This is a genomic window from Phenylobacterium sp. LjRoot97, assembly GCF_964254345.1.
Lineage (GTDB): Bacteria > Pseudomonadota > Alphaproteobacteria > Caulobacterales > Caulobacteraceae > Phenylobacterium.
The window spans coordinates 3,469,051-3,488,361 of record NZ_CAXUTH020000001.1 but is presented as its reverse complement, the minus strand read 5'-3'; the positions used below and the strand labels follow the sequence as shown (position 1 = coordinate 3,488,361).

At 68.7% G+C, this 19,311-nt stretch carries 20 protein-coding genes; 4 read left to right on the top strand and 16 right to left on the bottom strand.

Annotation, left to right across the window (positions count from 1 at the left end; all coding sequences use genetic code 11):
• Window positions 1–169 precede the first annotated feature (169 nt).
• The 13 genes from mgtA to ACSQ2H_RS17070 form a co-directional block, all read right to left on the bottom strand.
• The gene (gene mgtA / locus ACSQ2H_RS17130) at window positions 170–2,794 is read right to left on the bottom strand and encodes a magnesium-translocating P-type ATPase (RefSeq protein WP_436062591.1); all 2,625 of its coding nucleotides are present in this window, start codon (window positions 2,792–2,794) and stop codon (window positions 170–172) included.
• 38 nt (window positions 2,795–2,832) lie between these two features.
• On the bottom strand, window positions 2,833–3,429 hold the full coding sequence (locus ACSQ2H_RS17125) for an NAD(P)H-dependent oxidoreductase (protein WP_436062590.1): 597 nt from the start codon (window positions 3,427–3,429) through the stop codon (window positions 2,833–2,835).
• Window positions 3,426–3,875: a hypothetical protein gene (locus ACSQ2H_RS17120; RefSeq protein ID WP_436062589.1), complete on the bottom strand. Its 450-nt coding sequence runs from the start codon at window positions 3,873–3,875 to the stop codon at window positions 3,426–3,428. Before ACSQ2H_RS17120 ends, ACSQ2H_RS17125 begins: the two co-directional genes overlap by 4 nt.
• Window positions 3,876–3,882: 7 nt before the next feature.
• Entirely contained in the window at window positions 3,883–4,650 is a 768-nt protein-coding gene (locus ACSQ2H_RS17115; protein ID WP_436062588.1) for an SDR family NAD(P)-dependent oxidoreductase, read from the bottom strand.
• Between the two features lie 386 nt (window positions 4,651–5,036).
• Entirely contained in the window at window positions 5,037–5,396 is a 360-nt protein-coding gene (locus ACSQ2H_RS17110) for a hypothetical protein (protein WP_436062587.1), read from the bottom strand.
• Window positions 5,397–5,511: 115 nt separating this feature from the next.
• Entirely contained in the window at window positions 5,512–6,309 is a 798-nt protein-coding gene (locus ACSQ2H_RS17105) for a ferredoxin--NADP reductase (RefSeq protein ID WP_436062586.1), read from the bottom strand.
• An 11-nt stretch (window positions 6,310–6,320) separates the two neighbouring features.
• A complete protein-coding gene (locus ACSQ2H_RS17100; RefSeq protein WP_436062585.1) occupies window positions 6,321–6,668 on the bottom strand; it encodes a DUF3325 domain-containing protein in 348 nt (115 codons plus the stop codon).
• Window positions 6,665–8,263, bottom strand: a complete 1,599-nt coding sequence (locus tag ACSQ2H_RS17095; protein WP_436062584.1) for a PepSY-associated TM helix domain-containing protein — start codon at window positions 8,261–8,263, stop codon at window positions 6,665–6,667. Before ACSQ2H_RS17095 ends, ACSQ2H_RS17100 begins: the two co-directional genes overlap by 4 nt.
• Window positions 8,260–8,604: a hypothetical protein gene (locus ACSQ2H_RS17090; RefSeq protein WP_436062583.1), complete on the bottom strand. Its 345-nt coding sequence runs from the start codon at window positions 8,602–8,604 to the stop codon at window positions 8,260–8,262. The genes ACSQ2H_RS17095 and ACSQ2H_RS17090 overlap by 4 nt, the downstream gene beginning before the upstream one ends.
• Before the next feature lie 2 nt (window positions 8,605–8,606).
• A complete protein-coding gene (locus tag ACSQ2H_RS17085) occupies window positions 8,607–10,826 on the bottom strand; it encodes a TonB-dependent siderophore receptor (protein WP_436062582.1) in 2,220 nt (739 codons plus the stop codon).
• 116 nt (window positions 10,827–10,942) lie between these two features.
• Window positions 10,943–11,806 (bottom strand): class I SAM-dependent methyltransferase, encoded by an 864-nt coding sequence (locus tag ACSQ2H_RS17080; RefSeq protein ID WP_436062581.1) that lies wholly within the window; start codon window positions 11,804–11,806, stop codon window positions 10,943–10,945.
• A gap of 133 nt (window positions 11,807–11,939) precedes the next feature.
• Window positions 11,940–12,383, bottom strand: a complete 444-nt coding sequence (gene cueR, locus ACSQ2H_RS17075; RefSeq protein WP_436062580.1) for a Cu(I)-responsive transcriptional regulator — start codon at window positions 12,381–12,383, stop codon at window positions 11,940–11,942.
• Entirely contained in the window at window positions 12,380–14,866 is a 2,487-nt protein-coding gene (locus ACSQ2H_RS17070; RefSeq protein ID WP_436062579.1) for a heavy metal translocating P-type ATPase, read from the bottom strand. The genes cueR and ACSQ2H_RS17070 overlap by 4 nt, the downstream gene beginning before the upstream one ends.
• Window positions 14,867–15,005: 139 nt before the next feature.
• Between ACSQ2H_RS17070 and ACSQ2H_RS17065 the strand changes: the two genes are divergently transcribed.
• Window positions 15,006–15,203, top strand: a complete 198-nt coding sequence (locus ACSQ2H_RS17065; RefSeq protein ID WP_436062578.1) for a heavy-metal-associated domain-containing protein — start codon at window positions 15,006–15,008, stop codon at window positions 15,201–15,203.
• 3 nt (window positions 15,204–15,206) lie between these two features.
• On the opposite strand, the gene ACSQ2H_RS17060 is transcribed toward ACSQ2H_RS17065, so the two are convergent.
• The 3 genes from ACSQ2H_RS17060 to ACSQ2H_RS17050 all read right to left on the bottom strand — a co-directional run bounded on the left by ACSQ2H_RS17060 (window position 15,207) and on the right by ACSQ2H_RS17050 (window position 17,172).
• Window positions 15,207–15,515, bottom strand: a complete 309-nt coding sequence (locus tag ACSQ2H_RS17060) for a YMGG-like glycine zipper-containing protein (RefSeq protein WP_436062577.1) — start codon at window positions 15,513–15,515, stop codon at window positions 15,207–15,209.
• A gap of 64 nt (window positions 15,516–15,579) precedes the next feature.
• Entirely contained in the window at window positions 15,580–16,728 is a 1,149-nt protein-coding gene (locus ACSQ2H_RS17055) for a patatin-like phospholipase family protein (protein WP_436062576.1), read from the bottom strand.
• A 48-nt stretch (window positions 16,729–16,776) separates the two neighbouring features.
• A complete protein-coding gene (locus ACSQ2H_RS17050) occupies window positions 16,777–17,172 on the bottom strand; it encodes an MAPEG family protein (protein WP_436062575.1) in 396 nt (131 codons plus the stop codon).
• A gap of 138 nt (window positions 17,173–17,310) precedes the next feature.
• Between ACSQ2H_RS17050 and ACSQ2H_RS17045 the strand changes: the two genes are divergently transcribed.
• The 3 genes from ACSQ2H_RS17045 (at window position 17,311) to ACSQ2H_RS17035 (ending at window position 19,292) form a co-directional block, all read left to right on the top strand.
• Window positions 17,311–18,216 carry a DMT family transporter gene (locus ACSQ2H_RS17045; protein ID WP_436062574.1) on the top strand — a complete coding sequence of 302 codons (906 nt, stop codon included), beginning with the start codon at window positions 17,311–17,313 and terminating at the stop codon, window positions 18,214–18,216.
• Between the two features lie 118 nt (window positions 18,217–18,334).
• Window positions 18,335–18,892, top strand: coding sequence for a tetratricopeptide repeat protein (locus ACSQ2H_RS17040; RefSeq protein ID WP_436062573.1), 558 nt, complete (start codon window positions 18,335–18,337; stop codon window positions 18,890–18,892).
• 31 nt (window positions 18,893–18,923) lie between these two features.
• Complete coding sequence (locus ACSQ2H_RS17035) at window positions 18,924–19,292, top strand: hypothetical protein (RefSeq protein ID WP_436062572.1); 369 nt, start codon at window positions 18,924–18,926, stop codon at window positions 19,290–19,292.
• The last annotated feature ends 19 nt before the right edge of the window (window positions 19,293–19,311 follow it).

The following is a 19,311-nucleotide window of genomic DNA, read 5'->3' as shown; positions in this document are numbered from 1 at the left end:
CCGGAGCCGAATTGGAGCGTGTCGACATCTCCTGCAACGGGGACGCGGAGGCGCTGACCGAAGTCTGGCGTCTCCTCCTTCACTCGAGCGACTTGGTCGAGCTTGAATGGCGCCGTTCTGACGGCTCCGAGTTCGATCTTCGCTATCTCCAAGCATGGGCGTCGGAGCGTTAGCCTCCACGGCCCTGGTGGATCACTCGCCGATCGTCTGTCCCTCCTGATCGCGATCGAGTCGCGAACCGCTTCAAGAGTTCAGCGCTGGCCAGATATACGCAAACTACGGCGCAAAGGCCGAGGATCGCCTCCAGGGGCGGCGGCTGAAAGCCAAACCAGCCGCTGATGGGGGTGAATGGCGCGGCCATCGCCACCGCGAGGGCGCCGAGCGTTGAAACCGTCAGCAATGGTCGCGGAGCATCGCGCCAGGGACGAGCGCTCGTGCGGATGATGAAGATCACAAGAATCTGAGTGGCCATGGACTCCAGGAACCAAGCCGTCTGGAACTGCGGAACTGAAACCTGGAAGACGACCAGCAGCAGGCCGAACGTCAGCAGGTCGAACGCCGAGGAAAGCGGCCCCATCACCGCCGCGAAGCGGATCAGGGCGCGCATGTCCCAGACTTGCGGCCGAGCCACCGCCTCGGGCCGCACCGTGTCGAACGGAATGCCGATCTCCGAAACGTCGTAGAGCAGGTTGTTCAGGAGGATCTGCGTCGGCAACATCGGCAGGAACGGCAGAAAGAGCGACGCAGCCGCCATGGACAGCATGTTGCCGAAGTTCGAACTTGCCCCCATGCGCACGTACTTGAGGATGTTCGCGAAAGTTCGACGGCCTTCCTCGACACCGTCGGCGACCACCTCCAGATGCGACTCCAGCAGGATCATGTCGGCTGCGGCCTGCGCGACGCCGCTGGCGCCTGCGACGGACAGTCCGATGTGCGCGGCCTTCAGGGCCGGGGCGTCGTTTATCCCGTCGCCGAGATATCCCACGACCTCGCCGCTCGCCTGAAGGGCCTTGATCAATCTCGACTTTTGGTCTGGCGTCAGCCGACCATAGGCGTCGACCTGACGGACCTGCACCGCGAGGGCCTCATCCCCGAGCGTGGCGAGATCGGCGCCGGAGAGCACGGCGTCGGATCGCAGGCCCACCAGTCCCGCCAGGCGGCGCACCACAACGGGATCATCGCCGGACAGAATTTTCAGCTTCACCCCAAATGCGCTCAGACGGGCGATCGCGGCGGCGGCGCTTTCCTTTGGGGGGTCGGCGAAGGCGCAAAGCCCCTCAAAAACGAGGTCGACCTCGTCGGAGGCCGCGACCTTGTCCCGCACCTCCATCAGCGGTTTGCTGGCGATAGCGATGGAACGCAGGCCCTGCGCGGCGAGGCTCCGCACCTGCTCGACAATTATGGCCTGTTGCTTCGCCTCGAAGGGTTTCGCCTCGCCGCTAGCATATGCAGCCTTGCAGAGCGGCAGCACCGCCTCCGGCGCGCCCTTGACGATCAGCAGCGGGCCGTCCGGGCCTGAGACGAGGATTGAACCTAGGCGGCGGGTAAAGTCGAAGGAGCACCGGGCGGTCGAGGTCCATTCCGATACGTCAGGATGGTAGGCGGCCAGCGCCGAATCCAGCGCGCCCCGGTCGCCTCCCAGGATCGCCGCGACCGCGCCCAGCTTCGCCGGGCGTGGGTCCTCTTCACCGCATGGCGCGAAGCTATGGGCGAGAGTGATCTCGGCTGAGGTGAGGGTGCCGGTCTTGTCCGTGCAAAGCACTGTCATGGCGCCCAGGTCGTGGATGGAGGCCAGGCGCTTGACGATCACCTTTCGCGCCGCCATCCGAACGGCGCCGCGCGACAAGGTCACGGTCGTGATCATGGGCAGAAGTTCAGGCGTGAGGCCGACCGCCAGGGCGACCGCGAACAGCAGAGACTGAAGCACCGGCCGGCCGAAGAGCACGTGCGTCGCCAAGACGACCAGGACAAGCGCGATGGTCAATCGCGCGGTCAGCAAGCCGAAGGCCCGCAGGTCCCGTTCGAAGGGGGAGACCTCGGTCGGCTGATTGAGAGCTGACGCTGCTGCGCCAAACAGGGTCATGCGACCGGTGCCGGCCACGACGGCCGTAGCCTCGCCGGTTTGGGCGACAGCGCCCCGAAACAGAGCGTTCGAGGCCTCGCCGGCTGTGAGGCTCGTGCTCCTCTCCGGACACTTTTCAACGGGGAAAGGCTCACCGGTCAGCGCCGCTTCGTTGGCGGTGAAGGCGGTGCTCTCCAACACCAAGGCGTCTGCCGGCACGATATCGCCGGCACGCACGCGGATGACGTCCCCTGGAACAACCTCCTCCACCGGCACGCGCACGAATGCCCCGTCACGCCGGACCTCGGCCTGTAACGCCACCGATGAACGTAGCGCCTCGGCCGCTTGGCTCGCTCGACCTTCCTGGAAAGTGTCGAGACCTATGGAGAGGCAAAGGATCGCAACAATGATGGCGCCCCCGGTCGCATCGCCGGTAGCGGCCGATACCGTGCCGGCGACAAGCAGGATCAGCGACAGGGGTTCAAGCAACCTGCGGATCATGGCCCGGACCAAGCCAGGCCCGTGCGCGGCGGTGTCGGCGTTGGGGCCATAAGTCGCCAGGCGGCTGGTGGCCTCGGCCTTGGTCAGGCCGCCTTCGGTGCATCCGAGCTGCGAGCGCAGTTCGTCTGCGGTCAGGGTCCAGAAGGGCGGGTGCGATCCGTTGCCCGAACCGGCCGCGCGGTGCGGCGAGCGCTGCGATGGCTTACGTGCTCCTGGAGACGAGAACGCCATATGTGCTCCGTTCCGCCAGGATTTCGCTGGCTGCCGGATCAGTCGGTCTGAACTGCGAAATGCTGAGCGGCGGCGGACCGGACTTTGGCGAACACGTCCGCCGCGGACTCCTCGGTGATATCTGAGACCATGCCGCCAAAGTGGAGATGGTCGACGACGGCCAGGCCGCAGGTTCCGGATAGGTGATTGTCGAAGAGTTGGGTCAGGGCCATCGCGCCAGTGTCGCGAACCCAACGGTCTGGAGCGCCTGACGTTGTGAAGCTAATCAGCTTGCGTCCCGTGAGGGCGGGGTTGTTGCCGCCGAGCCCGGGCTCAAAGCCGAATCCCATGCCGAATATTCGGTCGACGTAGCCTTTCAGGATCGCGGGCGGTGCGTTGAACCAGAACGGATACACGAAGGCGAACACGTCGACGTCCGCCAGGCGCGCACGCTCGCGAACGACATCGGCCCGGAACACAGGCGCCTTCGGGCCCGGAATTTCGGCGGCTTTGAGACACGGGTCGAAGCGCATGGCGTAGAGATCCCGGACCTCGACCAAATGGCCTAGGTCTTGGGCGGCGGCGCGATAGGCTTGGGCGATCGCCGCATTAAGGCTCTTGTGCGCGGGATGGGCGAGGATGACGGCGTGTTTCACGGCGATTTCCGTAGTCTGCGATCAGACTGGGAAGGCGCGCGCCGGAACCGGCTCTGCAGTCGCCAAGCTGTCCATGGGACCAGGGCCATCGCCAGAAGTCCGATCGGCATTAGGCCGCCTTGGGCCAAATCGTAGTCGGCCGACATTCGGCTCCAGCTCAGACCCATGATCGCTCCGAGCCCGAATTCGAAGGCGAGGGTGAGCCCCGCCCATAGGACGCCGGTGGCGAGCGCCTGACGCGATGTGCGGATCCGCAGCCATGGCAGGAGCATCCAGGTGATTGCAAAGATGACGAGAACGCCGACAACAACCGAGAGCTGGCGAAGCGCCTGCTCTACGGCCGGGGAAAGCAGCAGACGGCGTGCGGCGCCCTGAACGGTCTCGGCGGCCATGAGCAGAAGCCAGGCCAGCACCGCGCGGGAAAGAGCGTTGAGGATCGCAGCCATGGGGCCCTCACCGCGCCGTGTAGCCGCCGTCGATCACCAGCTCGGCGCCGGTGACGAACTTGGCTTCGTCTGACGCGAGGTAGACGCAGCCCCAGGCGATGTCGTCTGGCTCGCCGATGTGGCCGAGCGGATGCAGCGCGTCGACGGCGACACGGCCCTCCGTAACATCGCCCTGAGCCTTCAGGTAACCCTCCACCATCGGCGTCCAGATGAAGCCGGGATGGACCGAGTTCACCCGGATCTTCTCTGGCGCGTAGAGGAGGGCGTCGGTTTTGGTCATCAGGCGAACCGCGCCCTTGGAGGCGTGATACGGGGGTACGTCGGGCGCACTGACCAGACCGTAGATCGAGCTGAGGTTGATGATGCTGCCGGCCCCGGCGCGACGCAGGTGCGGGATGACGTGTTTGACGCCGAAGAACACGCCCTTGACGTTCACCGCCTGGACCGCGTCCCACTCCGCTTCGGTCAACTGATCGGTGGGCTTATCGGCTCCCGCGACGCCGGCGTTATTCACGAGGATGTCGATCTGGCCGAACCGTTCGGCGACCTCGCCCAACACCCTCTCGAATTCGGCCTCGCGTGAAACATCCAGTCGCCACGCCGAGGCCTGCAGGCCGCGGACGATGAGCTCGTCGACAAACACGTTGGCCTCGTCGAGTCGTAGATCGCAAACTGCGACCGCCGCGCCTTCCTCGGCCATCCGCAACGCCGTGGCGCGCCCCAGGCCCAGGGCTGCTCCGGTAATCACGGCGACCTTTCCGCTCAGCCTGTCCATCGCGACCTCCTAAGTCGTCGTCTGAACCCTAGGGGCCTCGACGACGTCGGCCTTGCGCCGGATCAATCCTTCCGCCCCAAGGCGGTCAGTAGGCTTCAACGTCACGACGGACGGCCTCGATCACCTCGGAGAGCTGACAATCGCCATCTACAATGAGCCATGTCCCCAGGATGGCGGCTCGACCTGCTTCAATGCGACGTCGACTGTCGCGTCTGAGGCGTCGCCTGAACGTTGGGCGACGCGGGATGCCCTGACCTCGGCGCCCACGCGCAACCATATGCCGCGGAAGTCGAAGCTATTGCCCGCGCTCGGCGACCACCGAGACGCCGGCCTTGAGCGCCGCGCGCGTTAGATCGCCAAGCGCCTTGTAGGCATGGCCGCGTGCGTCAGCGGTAGGTCGCCCAGGCGAGCGTGCAGGGCCGAGCCGGCAAGGTGCTTTCTGATGACATCGGTGCGCAAGATGCGCGCGCCGCAGGCTCCGGGAAGCTCGTGAGCGACGGCGCGGGCGACGGCGGACTTGCCGCTTCCGGACAGGCCCCCATGGCCAGTAGCCGTGGCGACGACGGCTGCAGCAGCGCCGTGCCCAGCGCGACGCTGCGCTTGAGCTTGTAGACCCGCTCCGGACCTAAGAAGACATGCGACATGTGAGTGTCGATCCGCCGAAGCCGGCGGCCATCGCCCGCCGCGCCGCTTTCAATCGCCGCCACGACTGCGCGTTGGCCGTCGACCTTTTCAGCTTCAGCCATTCGCGCCTCCACGCTAGAGCCGTGCGAGCCGGCCTCCAGGCGGCCACCAAAAGAACCGCATTCTGGCCTCCCCGGCGGCGGCTCGGTTGACCTGGCTCAAGGCGATGGCCGGCGCCTAGCCGGCGAAGGCCTTCTCGTAGACATAGGCCCCGGGCTCGGCGATCGAGCCCTCGGCGAAGCCGCGCGCGTCGAGCAGGGCGCGCAGGTCGGCCAGCATCGGCGGTCCGCCGCAGACCATGATCCGGTCGTTCGAGGGATCCAGCGGCGGCAGGTCGAGATCGGCGCCCAGCTGACCGGACTTGATCAGCTGCGTGATCCGCCCCTGGGTCTTGAACGCGCCGCGGGTGATGGTCGGGTAGTAGCTCAGCCGGTCGCCGACGAACTCGCCGAGCTCGGGATGCGCGTGCAGGGTCTCCAGCATCTCGCGGTATCCGAGGTCGGCCTCGGCGCGGCAGGTGTGGGTCACCACCACCCGCTCGAAGCGGTCGTAGACCTCCGGATCGCGCGTCAGGCTGAGGAACGGCGCCAGGCCGGTGCCGGTCGACAGCAGATAGAGCGTGCGGCCGGGCAGTAGGGCGTCCAGCACCAGGGTCCCGGTCGGCTTGCGGCCGACCAGCACCTCGTCGCCGACCTGGATGTTCTGCAGCCGCGAGGTCAGCGGGCCGTCGGCGACCTTGATCGAGTAGAACTCCAGCTCCTCGGCGTAGTGCGGGCTGGCGATGGAGTAGGCGCGCACCAGCGGCTTGCCCTCGACCTGCAGCCCGATCATCACGAACTGGCCGCTCTGGAAGCGCAGGGCGGGCGAGCGGGTGGTGCGGAAGGTGAACAGCTGGTCGGTCCAGTGATGGACGTGGGTGACGCGCTCGACGTTGAAGGCGGCGTTGGCCTTGGGCGCGGCGGTGGCGGCGGTCATGGCGGGTACTCCTACTTGATCGACAGCAACAGGGCGCTGGCCGCCAGCATCGCGCCGACGAAGGCCGCTCCGGCGCCAGCCTGGGCGGCCTGCCGGGGGCGATAGGGCGCGACCAGGGTCAGGGTGAGCGCGGCCAGCGAGATCGCCCCGACCCACTCGACCGAGCCGAACTTCCAGCCGTCGGCCCAGACCGCGCAGGCATAGGCGGCGGCGAGGCCTGCGGCCCCGCCCCAGCGCACTTGGCGCTGGCGCAGCGGCTCGAGCTTGGCGCCCAGCAGTTCGGGCTGGTGCTTGGCCATCGAGGCGCAGACGCCGACGAAGCCGGCATAGGCGAACAGCAGCATGGCGAGATGGGTCATGCGGCCTCCGTGGCGACAGCGGCGGCGGCGGGCGCCTTGCGCTTGGGCTTGGCCGCCGGCTTGTAGCGGGCCGCCTTCCAGCCGCAGAAGGCCAGCAGGGCGCCGAGCGCCACCAGGGTCAGGTCGAAGGCGACCATCGCCCAGTCGCCGCGCATGGCGTTGGCGACGATGTTGCGATGGGGCGTGGTGACGGCGCTGACGATCGGCAGGGCCGCGACCATGATGGCGGCCAGGCCCAGGGTCTCCATCCAGGCCTTCTTGTTCGGCCGCAGGCAGGCGTAGAGGATCATCCCGCCCCACAGAACGAACATGCTGTGCACCTCCCAGGGGGAGCGGCTGGCCATCTCGACCGGCAGCAGGCGGTTGGCCCACAGCATGGCGGCCATGCCGGCTGGCACCCCGGCGATGGTGCCGATGTTCAGGTTCTCGACCAGGCGGAAGCCGAAGTGCGGGCGCTCGGGATCGGGCAGCTTCTGGCGGCGGGCGACCGACCACAGCACCAGGCCCGTGGCGACCATGGCGCAGCCGGCCAGGCTGCACAGGAAATAGACCCAGCGCAGCACCGGCTCGGCGAAGCGGCCCATGTGCAGGCCGTACATCGCCCCGCCCGTGACGTTGGCCGGGCCGGCTTCGGGCGAGCGCGACAGGAGATTGCCGGCCCCGTCGAAGGTCAGCGAACCGCCGCGGTACGACAGCTTGTCGCCCGAGTGGCGGGTGACCTCGATGCGGGCCGAGGTGTCGCCGGGGTTGCTGACGTTGATGATCCACGGGCGGCCGCCGCCCCAGGCCTTCGACGCCTCGTCGAGCACCTTGGGCAGGGGCGCGAGCGGGGCGGCGACGCCGCTGCGCTCGACCTCCTCGACGCGCGGGAACACGGCTTTGAAGTAGGCGTCGTCGGAGGTGTAGTTGGCGAGCACGCCCCACGGCATGTAGAGCGTCATCAGCGTGACCAGGCCGGTGTAGGTGATCATCGCGTGGAACGGCAGCGCCAGGACCGCGGTCATGTTGTGCGCGTCCAGCCACGAGCGCTGGGCGGCCTTGGTCGGCCGGAACGTGAAGAAGTCCTTGAAGATGCGCTTGTGGGTGATCACCCCGGAGACGATCGCCACCAGCATGAACATCGCGCAGAGGCCGGCGAACCAGCGGCCCCAGATGACCGGGATGTAGTGCATCTGGAAGTGGAAGCGATAGAAGAACTCGCCGCCGCGGGTCTCGCGCGGCTTGACCACGTCGCCGGTGGCCGCGTCCAGGGTCGCCTGGGTGTCGCGGTTGCGGCCGCGGCGGCGCGGACGCTCTTCCTCGCCGGGCTTGGGCTGCGGCTGCCAGAACACGCTGGCCGTCGCCTGGCGCTCGTTGGGCAAGGTGATCGACCAGCTCTTGGCGTCCGGGGCGACCTTGGACAGGTACGCCGCCGCGCCGGCCGCAGCGATGTGATAGTCCGCCGGCATGCCGGTTTCCGGCTCCATCCAGCGGGTGATCTCGGGGCGGAAGTAGGTGGCGGTTCCGGTCAGGAACATCGCCAGCAGCACCCAGCCGACCAGCAGGCCGCTCCAGGTGTGCAGCCAGGCCATCGATTGGCGGAAGGACCCGTTCATATCCGCGGCTCCACGATCAGCGAAATCCACAGGATGGCGGCCAGGCCCGCGCAGCCGGCGGCCAGGCCCAGCCACACGCGCCAGGTCTTCGGGTCGGCGAACGCCCAGACCACGACGGCGGTGTAGACGGCGAAGGACAGCAGGGTGGCCGCGATGGTCGCTTCCTCCGGCCCGCCCGGCAGCAGCCGGGCGAGCACGGCGGTCGAGAGCGCCGCGAAGACGTAGCCGACGACGATGGCCGCCACGGCTCTGGCGGCCACGTCCAGCCGCTGGCGCAGGGTGGGGCCTTTCGGCCCCTTGCGCTTGGCCGCCGGCGGCGGCGCGGTCTGCGCGAAGCTCATGGTCAGAACGCCGCCCGCAGGGTCAGCGTCACCTTGCGCGGTTCGCCGTAGTAGCCGCCGTTGTAGAAGCCGACGCGGCGATAGTAGGTCTCGTCGAACAGGTTATCGACGTTGAGCGAGGCGCTGAGCTTCTCGTTGAAGCGGTAGCGGGCCATCAGGCTGGCCAGCACGTACGAGCCCTGCGAGACGTTGACCCGCAGCAGCGGCGGATTGGTCCCCGGCGCGCTGGTGTTGCCCGGAACCGGGATGCTGGCGAGGGTGTAGATCTCGCTCTGCCAGTTCAGCCCGCCGCCGATGGTCAGCCCTTCGAGCCGGCCCGTCAGATCGTAGCTCGTGTAGATGCGGGCGATGTTGCGCGGGTTCAGGGTGTTGATCCGAACCTTCGCTGCGTTCTCGGTGTAGGCGTAGGTGTAGCCGCCGGCCACGCGCCAGCGCGGGGTCAGCTGGCCGGTGATCTCGGCCTCGAAACCGCGGGTCTCGGCCCCGGTCACCGCGCGATAGGCGGTGCTGCCGTCCGGCAACAGCCAGCCGTCCGGCACGGTCGGGTCGACTTCGGCCAGGTTGTCCTGCTGGACATAGAAGCCGGTGACGGCGGCGTAGAGCTGGCCGTCGAAGAACTCGGCCTTCAGGCCGCCTTCGTAGTTGGCGCCGATGACCGGATCGAGCTGCTCGTTGTTCTTGTCCTTGTTGCTCTGCGGCTTGAACAGGTCCGAGTAGCTGACATAGGCCGAGATCTGCGAGGTGATGTCGAAGATCGCCCCGAAGTACGGGGTGACCTTGTCTTCGGAATAGGCGTTGGCGGTTCGCAGGTAACCGCCGGCGAGATTGTAGCGGTCGCTCTGGGTTTCGTACTGGCTGCTGCGGGCGCCGACGATGATCTTCAGGCGGTCGGTCGGGTTGAGGCGCACGGCGCCGTAGACGCCGGTCTCCTTGATGCGGTTGATCTGGGCGGGCGTGCCGTAGCGCAGCAGTACCGGCTCGGGAATGCGGCCGTCCCAGGTGAAGATGTTCGGGATGGTCATCGCATAGGGGCGCTTCGAGGCGTCGATGGTGTCGTTCATCGTCGTCTCGTCGCGGTCGTAGCCGTTGGCGCCGATGACCAGTTCGTGCTTGCGGCCGAACAGCTGGAACGGGCCGCTGGCGTAGACGTCGAACGCGGTCTCTTCCTGCTCGTAGACGTTGAAGTAGTCGGCGACGGTCAGGCCGCTGCCGTTGTTCGGGTCCGGATAGCCGCCGAAGCCGTAGTAGAGCTTGGCCGTCGATTCACTGTCGCGCTTGTTGTAGGCGGCGCGGAACTTCCAGTCGCCCGGCAGGTCCTGTTCCAGCACCGCGAAGTAGTTGGTGCTGTTGCGGTCCCAGGTACTCCAGCGCGCGGCGGCGTTGTAGGAGCGATCGAAGCTGGTCGGCGAGCCGTCGCGGTAATAGAGCGGCGAGGTGCCCCAGGTCGTGCCCTTCGGCGTGACCTCGGTGTAGTCGACGCCGACCCGCACCAGGGTGCTGTCGGTGACATCGGCCTCGACGACCGCCATCCCGATCAGCTTCTTCTCCTCGTAGAAGTCGATGTACGACTCCTTGTCCTCGAAGGCGCCGGCGACCCGGGCGCGGACGCGGCCGTCGGCGAAGATCGGGCCCGAGACGTCAGCCTCGATGCGGCCGCGGTTCCAGCTGCCGACCATGGCGGCGACCGAGGCGGCGAACTCGCGGGTCGGCGCCTTGCGCAGCAGGTTGACGGTGGCCGACGGATCGCCCGAACCGGTGACCAGGCCGGTCGCGCCGCGCACGACCTCGACGCGGTCATAGAGCACCGTGTCGCCCATGACGCTGCTGCCTGAAGAATAGGCCGTCGGCACGCCGTCGAGCTGGAAGTTCTGAATCGAGAAGCCGCGCGAGGTGAAGTTCACGCGGTTGGAGTCGTTTTCCTGCACGGTGATGCCGGTGGTCTGCTCCAGCACGTTGGCCACGGTGACCAGGCCGAAGTCGTCCATGCGTTCGCGCGTGATCACCGTCACCGACTGCGGCGTCTCGCGCAGCGACAGCGGCAGCTTGGCGGCCGACTCGGTGGTCTTGGCGGCGTAGCCTTCCTTGACCCCGGTGACGGTCACGCCCTCGACGGCGCCGTCGGCGGTCGCCTCGTCGGCGAAGGCCGGCGAGGTCAGGGCGGTGCCCGACAACAGGACCATGGCCAAGGCGGCCGGGCGGAACTTGGAACGCGTACTGGACAACGACTACCCCCGTTACAGGCCGCCCGCGGCGGCGGTTGTTTTCGGGGGGCGGGGTAAGCGCCTAAGTGTCTAGTTGCAAGCGATTCTTAGTTTCATTCGCATTACGGCCCGGCGATCTAGCCGGCGCGGGTCGCCGACAGGCCGTACATCAGCGGAATGCGCGGCACGTTTTCGGGCGGGGCCAGCCGTCCGCCGCCGAGGTCGCGCATATCTGCGAACCCGGCCCAGCCGTTGGCGTAGGGATATTCCTCCAGTCGCTCGATGGTCAGCCCGGCCTGGGTGAGGGCGCTGACCACCTGGCCGACGCCCCAGGAGAATTCGAAGGCTGGGTTCGGATTGCGGAAATCCTCGATCCCGCGGTGATAGGCGTCGAGCGTCAGGGTCTCCCCGGAATCGGCTACGTAGTCGCCGACCCCCTCGGGCTCTGCGAGCGGGCCCTCGGCGAAGTAGTCGTGGCGCGGCGCCCACTGCGGGTCGAACACCATGGCGAACGGGTGGAACTCGACCATCGCAAACCGTCCGCCGGGCGCCAGCACGCTGGCGACGCCGCGAGCCCAGGCGCCGATGTCCGACAGCCAACAGATCGCGCCATAGGAGGTGAACACCCGCTCGAAGCGGCGGCCGTCGGCATGCGCGGCCGCGAACCAGTCGAACAGGTCCGAGCGCTCGAAGCGCGCCGGCACGCCGCTCTGCGCCGACAGCTGCGCGGCGAAGGCGATCGCTTCGTCGGAGATGTCGACGCCGGTGACCTCGGCGCCCAGCTGCGCCAGGCTCAGGCTGTCCTGGCCTGAATTGCACTGCAGGTGCACCAGGCTGCGGCCAGCGACGTCGCCCAGCATCTCCAGCTCTTCGGGATAGAGCGTCGAACCGCCGGCGCGGAAGAACGCCGCCTGGTCGCCCTTGTGGCTGTTGTGGGCGCGGGTCGCCTCGTTCCAGGAGAGGCGGTTGGCTTCGTGCAGATCGTTTCGCATGGTCGGCATTCCTTCCTCCTGTCGGTGCAGGAACGGTGGAGGCCGCGCTCAGGCTCTCCTGATCGACAGATAAGCCGCATAGCCGAGCGCCTGGTAGAGCCGGGTCGGCGCCACTCCGATCTTGGCGCCGTAGGCCTGCGCCTCAGGCCCCGTGAACATGCGCTCTTCGGGTCTTGGGTTTCGGATCGGACGGCAGCGCGCCTTGCGTCAGATCGGCCAGGATCGGGCAGTCGGGCCGGTCGTCGCCGGCGCAGCAGTGCGACAGGTGGCGCAGGGTGTCGGCCATGGCCTGCATCTCGGCGATGCGGGCGTCGAGGTCGGCCAGGTGCCGGTCCGCGATCGCCTTGACCTCGCGGCTGGGCCGCCCGCGGTCGCGCCACAGCGACAGCAGCTGGGTGATCTCCGGCATCGAGAATCCGAGCGAGCGGGCGCGGCGGATGAAGCGCAGCTCGTTGATCTCGCGCTCGTCGTACTCGCGGTAGTTGGCGTCGGTCCGCGCCGAGGGCCGCACCAGCCCGATCTCGTCGTAGTAGCGGATCATCTTGGTGGTGACGCCGGACGCCTTGGAGGCCTGGCCGATGTTCATGCGCGTTCTCCTTGGAAGGGCGGCCGGAAGGCCTTCAGCCGCAGGGCGTTGGTCAGGACGCTGACGCTGGACAGCGCCATGGCGCCGGCCGCCACCATCGGCGACAGCAGCAGGCCGAAGGTCGGGAACAGGACCCCCGCCGCGACCGGGATCAGGATGACGTTGTATCCGAACGCCCAGACCAGGTTCTGGCCGATGTTGTTCATCACCGCGCGGCTGAGGGCTGCGGCGGTCGCGACGGCCCGCAGGTCGCTGCGCATCAGCACCACGTCGGCGCTTTCGATGGCGACGTCCGTGCCCGCGCCCATGGCGATCCCGACGTCGGCGGCGGCCAGGGCCGGGGCGTCGTTGACCCCGTCGCCGACGAAGGCGATGGCGCCGAAGCGGGCGCGCAGGGCCTGCACCGCGGCCACCTTGCCGTCCGGCAGCACCTCGGCCTCGATCTCGTCCAGGCCCAGCTTGGCGGCGACGGCTCTCGCGGTGTGGGCGTTGTCGCCGGTGATCATCGCCACTTTCAGCCCCATGGCGTGCAGGGCGGCCAGCGCCTGCGCTGTCGTCGGCTTGATCGGATCGGCCACCGCCAGCACGGCGGCGAGTTTGCCGTCGATCGCGACATAGAGCGGGCTCTTGGCCTCGGCCCCCAGCCGCGCGGCGGTTTCGGCGAACACGCTGACGTCGAGGCCTAGCTTGGCCATGAAGCGATCGGCGCCGACCTGCACCAGCCGCTCGTCGACCTTGGCCTGGGCGCCGTAGCCGGTGACGGCCTCGAAGTCCTGGGGCGCGGCGACGGCCAGGCTCTTGGCCTTGGCCGCCTCCACGATGGCTTCGGCGATCGGATGCTCCGAGCGGCTCTCGACTGCGGCGGTCAGGGCCAGGACCTGATCCTCGCCGAAGCCGTTCGCCGTCTGCAGATCGGTCAGGGCGGGGCGTCCCTCGGTCAGGGTGCCGGTCTTGTCGAAGGCCACGACCTTGACGTCGCGCAGCGCCTGCAGGGCCTCGCCGCGCCGGAACAGTACGCCCAGCTCGGCCGCCTTGCCTGTCCCGACCATGATCGAGGTGGGGGTCGCCAGTCCCATGGCGCACGGGCAGGCGATGATCAGCACCGCCACGGCGTTGACCAGGGCGAAGGCCAGCGCGGGGCTCGGCCCGAACGCCATCCAGGCGGCGAAGGTCAGCAGCGCCGCGGCGATCACCGCCGGCACGAACCAGGCGGTCACTTTGTCCACCGTGGCCTGGATCGGCAGCTTCGAGCCCTGGGCGGCTTCGACCATCCGCACGATCTGCGCCAACATGGTCTGGGCCCCGACCTTGGTGGCGCGGAACTGGAAGGCGCCGGTCTTGTTGACGGTGCCGCCGACGACGGTGTCGCCGGGCTTCTTCTCGACCGGGATCGGCTCGCCGGTGATCATCGACTCATCGACGAACGAGCCGCCCTCGACCACCTCTCCGTCGACCGCGATGCGTTCGCCCGGGCGGACCACGACCACGTCGCCGGCCACGACCTCGGCGATCGGGACCTCGACCGCCTCGCCGCCGCGCAGCACGCGGGCGGTCTTGGCCTGCAGGGTCATCAGCCGCTTGATCGCTTCGCTGGTGCGGCCCTTGGCCTGGGCCTCGAACAGCCGACCGAGCAGGATCAGCGTCACGATGACCGCGGCGGCCTCGTAATAGACATGGTCGGCGCCGGCCGGCAGCAGAAACGGGGCGAAGGTCGCTGTCGCCGAGTAGACGAAGGCCGCGCTGGTCCCCAGCACCACCAGAGAGTTCATGTCCGGCGTGCGGCGGATCAGGTTCGGCACGCCCTTGCGGAAGAAGCGCAGGCCCGGCCCGAACAGCACGATCGCCGCCAGCACGAAGCTGACGAGCCGCCAGGGCTGCTCGCCGATGTTCGCGGCCAGCCAGTGGTGGACGCCGGGGATGAAGTGGCGGCCCATCTCGATCACGAACAGCGGCAGGGTGCCGGCCGCGGCGACCGCGACGGCGCGCTTCAGGCCGGTGATCTCGGCCTCTCGGGCCTGGCGCTCTCGGTCGGCCAGGTCGGGGGCGGCGGCGGGATCGATCTCCTGCGCGCCATAGCCGATGGCCTCGACGGCGGCGATCATCTGGGCGGTTTCGGCGCCGCCGGCCAGGGCGCGGACCTGCGCCCGCTCCGTCGCCAGGTTCACCTGCGCGTCCAGCACGCCGGGCACGGCCTTGAGCGCCTTCTCGACCTTGGCCACGCACGACGCACAGGTCATACCTTCGATCTTGAGGTCGACCGTGCGGTCCAGCGGCTCGTAGCCGGCCTTGCGGATCGCCTCGACCACGGCGGCGGTGTCGCCCTCCGGTGTCAGCTCCACATGCGCCCGCTCGGCGGCCAGATTGACGCTGGCGGCGGCGACGCCGGGGACGGCGGCGATGGCCTTCTCGACGCGCCCGACGCACGACGCGCAGGTCATCCCCAGTACGGGGATCTCCAGCGGCTTCAGGGTGATCTGCGACATGACGGGCTCCTCGAACTTTCGATGCCCGGCATGTTTCAACTCTCCCATCATGGGAGGGTCAAGCGACGATTTTCGCGTTGACCTTCCCGTCGTGGGAAGGTGCAGAACCGCTCCGACAGAGTTCCGAGGAGCAGATCCGATGATGACTTTTCAGGTTGAAGGCATGTCCTGCGGCCACTGCGTGCAGTCGGTGACCAAGGCCGTGCAGGCGGTCGAACCCAAGGCCGAGGTCGCCATCGACCTCGCGAGCGGCCGCGTCACCGTCGAAGGCGGCGAGCGCCGCGAGGCCGTGGCTCAGGCGATCAAGGACGCCGGCTACAGCGTCGCGGCGGCTTAAGCGTCAGTTGCGACGGCTGCCGTCTTCCCAATAGTACCGGCGCGCGCCGGGGTCATAGTAATAGTACCGCCCCGCGCGCTCGTCATAATACTGGCGGCGGTTGATGTTGTCGTTGTGCTTGGGCGTCGTCGCCGCGCCCAGCGCCGCGCCCGCCGCGCCGCCGACGAGGGCGCCTGTCCAGGAGCTGTCGACAGCGGCGCCGAGCGCCGCCCCGGCCAGGCCGCCGGTCGCCGCGCGTTCGGTGGTGGTGGTGCCGCAGGCGGCCAGGAGCAGGACCGAGCCGACCGCGGCGGTCTTCAGACTGAGTGTCATAGCGAACCTCTCTAGGTTACGCCCGTCCCGCTGGATCGAACGGGCGCGCACCTAGGGTGGTTCCCTAGTCCGGCCGGGCCCAGGCCTTGCCCGTGGTCGCGTTGTCCTCGCCCAGCTTGAACAACTTGCGCATGTTCTCGGGTTGGAAGTTCAGGCTGCCGCTTTCGGCGTCGCGCGGCACTTCTGCGATCTCGAACTCCATGTGGTTGCGCTCGGCGAAGGCCCGGTTGGCGGCGATGTGGGCGCGCAGGTTGGTCTTCATCATGGTGTCGAAGGCGCGGCCCAGGATCGTCGGGGCGCGGCCGCGCACGACCGCGAAACTGGGGTCCAGCTTGCCGTTGACCAGCACGAAGATGCGGCCCGGCGTCGTCGCCTGGCCCTCCGGCGCTTCCCAGAAATAGAGACCCTCCGGGATCGAGACGAACGGGGCCGTCACCCCGCCGTCGACGTGCATCTCGTCGATCGTCCGCCCGTCCGCGTCGCCGATCGGGATGATCACCGGCGGGAACACTCCGGGGATGGCGGCCGAGGCGACCAGCACCTCGCGGAACAGCTTCAGCGCGTCGGGGCCGCCGCGCGAAGCGATCGCCCCCATGTCCCAGACCACGGTCTGCTGGCTGTCGAGGTTGGTGGTCGCGATCAGCAGCCGCCGGCCCTTGGCGTGCTCCTGGGCGACTTCGTGCAGCATCACCGGCGTGACGTAGGTCTCGACCAGGGCGCGCAGGTACTCGGGGCTGTAGAGGCTGGACGAGAACAGCACCCCCAGGCCCTGGCCCTTCAGCACCTGGCTGGCCCGGCCCCCAGCATAGGCCTCGCGCAGCGTCTTGTCCCAGTGCGGGCCCAGGAACGCGAACGGCGCGATCAGCGCCCCAGTGCTGACTCCGGTGACCACCTCGAAGCTCGGCCGCGTACCGGCCTGCGTCCAGCCGACCATCACCCCGGCTCCATAGGCGCCGTCGGCCCCGCCGCCGGAGATCGCCAGCACGTCGACGCGCCGGTCGCCGGCCGCGGCCAACTGGCGCTGGGTGCGGTTGGTGAAGGCCAGGGCCGAAGCCTGGTCCGAGGCGTCGAAGCGGATGTCGGCGGCGGTCGGCGGCAGGGCGCGGTGCGCCTCGTCGGCGGTGAAGTCCTCGCGCGAGAACGAGGCGCAGCCGGCCAGCGGCGCGGCGAGCAGCGCCAGGGCGAACGCAACCAGTACTGGACGACGCGACATCGCCGCTCTTGCCGCACGCCCAGCGTGCGGCGTCAAGCGGCGTTCGGCTTAGGGCAGCAGGATCGCCTGGGCGATCATCCCGAGGCCGACGATGCTGACCAGCCAGACCAGCGAGCGGAGCTGGCGCACGCCCCAGGCGTAGAGCGGCACATAGGCGACGCGGGCCCAGAAGTAGATCTGCGCGCCGAGCGCGGTGATCTCGCTTTCCTTGTTCGCGACGTGGGCGATCAGCACCGCGCCGAGGAACAGCGGCAGGGTCTCGAACAGGTTGTCCTGGGCGCGCTTGAGCCGCTGGGCCTTGTCGCTCAGCGGCGGCATCTCGCCGTCACGCGGGCCGGTGTTCCACTTCAGGCCGTACTGGGCGGTCCTGGCGATGTCGAACAGCAGGATCTGCGCGAAGGCCAGAACCAGCGTCCACGCCGCCATCATCAAACCGATGGTCATGCCGAATCTCCCCGAGTTTCACCCCCACTGTGGGGCCAGAGGCCCGTGGCGGCGAGTCGCAAGCGCCAGTCTGGCGGCGGGCGCCTATGGCGCTGGGCGGACAGGGCCTCTATGCACGGCGCTTCCAAGGAGAGACCAGTGCCCGCCGACCCGCCGTCCCACGCCGTCACGCAGAGCAACGGCGCGGGGATCGCCCTGCGCGTGGCGGCAATGGCCTGCATGGCGGTGCTCGCCGCGCTCGTGAAGGCCTGCGCCGAGCGCGGCGCGCCGGTGCTGGAGATCGTCTTCTTCCGCAACGCCTTCGCCTTCGTCCCGGTGCTGCTCTACGTCTCGCGCACGACCGGGTTCTCGGTGCTGAAGACCAACCGCCTCGGCGGCCACGCCACCCGCGCGGCGGTGGGGCTGGTGGGCATGGTCTGCGGCTTCACCGCCGTCTCGATGCTGCCGCTGACCGAGTCGACGGCGCTGTCCTTCGCCTCGCCGCTGTTCATGACCGCGCTGTCGGCGCTGATCCTCAAGGAAGTGGTCGGCGTCCATCGCTGGGCGGCGGTCGCCATCGGCTTCGTCGGCGTGATGATCATGGTGCGGCCCGATCCCGGCCACATGGCCAATCTCGGCACCGCCTTCGCGCTGTTGGGCGCGCTGGGCGCGGCCGGGGCGATGATCGCCATCCGCGAGATCGGGCGCACCGAGCCGGGGCCCACCATCGTCTTCTACTTCACCCTGGCCGGCATGCTGCTGGGCCTGTCGAGCCTGCCGTTCGGCGGCTGGACGATCCCCGACGTGACCACCCTGGTCATGCTGGTCAGCGCCGGCCTGATCGGCGGCACGGGCCAGCTGCTGCTGACCGAGGCGCTGCGCCGCGCGCCCGTCGCGGTGGTCGCGCCGTTCGACTACAGCCAGCTGATCTGGGCCGGGATCATCGGCTATCTGGTGTGGGACGAGATCCCACGCGCGGCCACCATCGCCGGCGCGCTCGTCGTCGCCGGCAGCGGCGTCTACATCCTGTTCCGCGAGACCCGCCGCCTGCGTCGCAGCGCCTGAGCCGCCCCAAGGCTTCACATTGACAGACCATCGTTCCGGGAGGACGCTGCCGACGTCCCGGGCCAACGCGTCGGGCCCCGCCTGACCCGCCCCGCCCGAGGACGCCGGGAGGCCGAACATGTTCAAAGGGGTCATGCTTGCAGTGATCGCGTTGGCGATCCTGGCTGTCGCCACCACCGCCGAAGGCGCCGTCACCGTGCTCGGCGGCGGGCTCGCCCAGGAGTGCGCCGACGCCGCCATCCGCGGCGAAGACGATCCGCAGTACCAGGACAGCTGCACCCTGGCGCTCGAGACCGAGTTGATGGATCCGCGCGATCGCGCCGGCACCTTCGTCAACCGCGGCGTGCTCAAGCTGCGCCGCGCGGCCTATGCCGACGCCGCCCGCGATTTCGACAGCGCCGTGCGCCTGCAGCCGGAAATGGGCGAGGCCTATGTCAACCGCGGCGCGGCCTGGATCGGCCGCAAGCGCTACGCCGAGGGCCTCAGCGACCTCAACCGCAGCCTCGAACTGGGGGTCAGCGAGCCGGAGAAGGCCTACTACAACCGCGCCCTGGCCCATGAAGGCCTGGACGACCCGAAGGCGGCCTATTTCGACTATCAGAAGGCGCTGGAACTGGCCCCGGAATGGGCCGCCCCGCGCGAGCAGCTGACCCGCTTCACCGTTTCGCGCCGCTGACGCGGAGCCTTGCGGCCGGTTGGCGCGTTTCATGGTCATGCGACCGATGCTTCTTGCCCTGGCTATCTTCGCCGCGTCGGCTTCGCCGGCGCCGGCCCAGGCGCCGCGCGACCCGGTCGCCCGCGACCTGACCATCCGCAACCAGGAGCTCCAGGCCCAGCAGATGATCGACCGGCAGCGGGCGGTGTCGCTGGAGAACGATCTCAACAGCCTGGATGCGCGGGTGCAGAGCCAGGAGCGGATGCAGGGCCTGCAGGCGCAGCGCGCGCCAACGCTGGCGCCGCTCGATCCGGACGTGAAGCCGCCGGCCCTCAACATGGGCAGCTACGCCTCGATCCCCGACGCCGTCCTGGCCGCGTCCAACGCCCGCGTGCGCGAGGCCTCGCAAAACAAGCGCTGACAGCCGCGCCGATAGATCG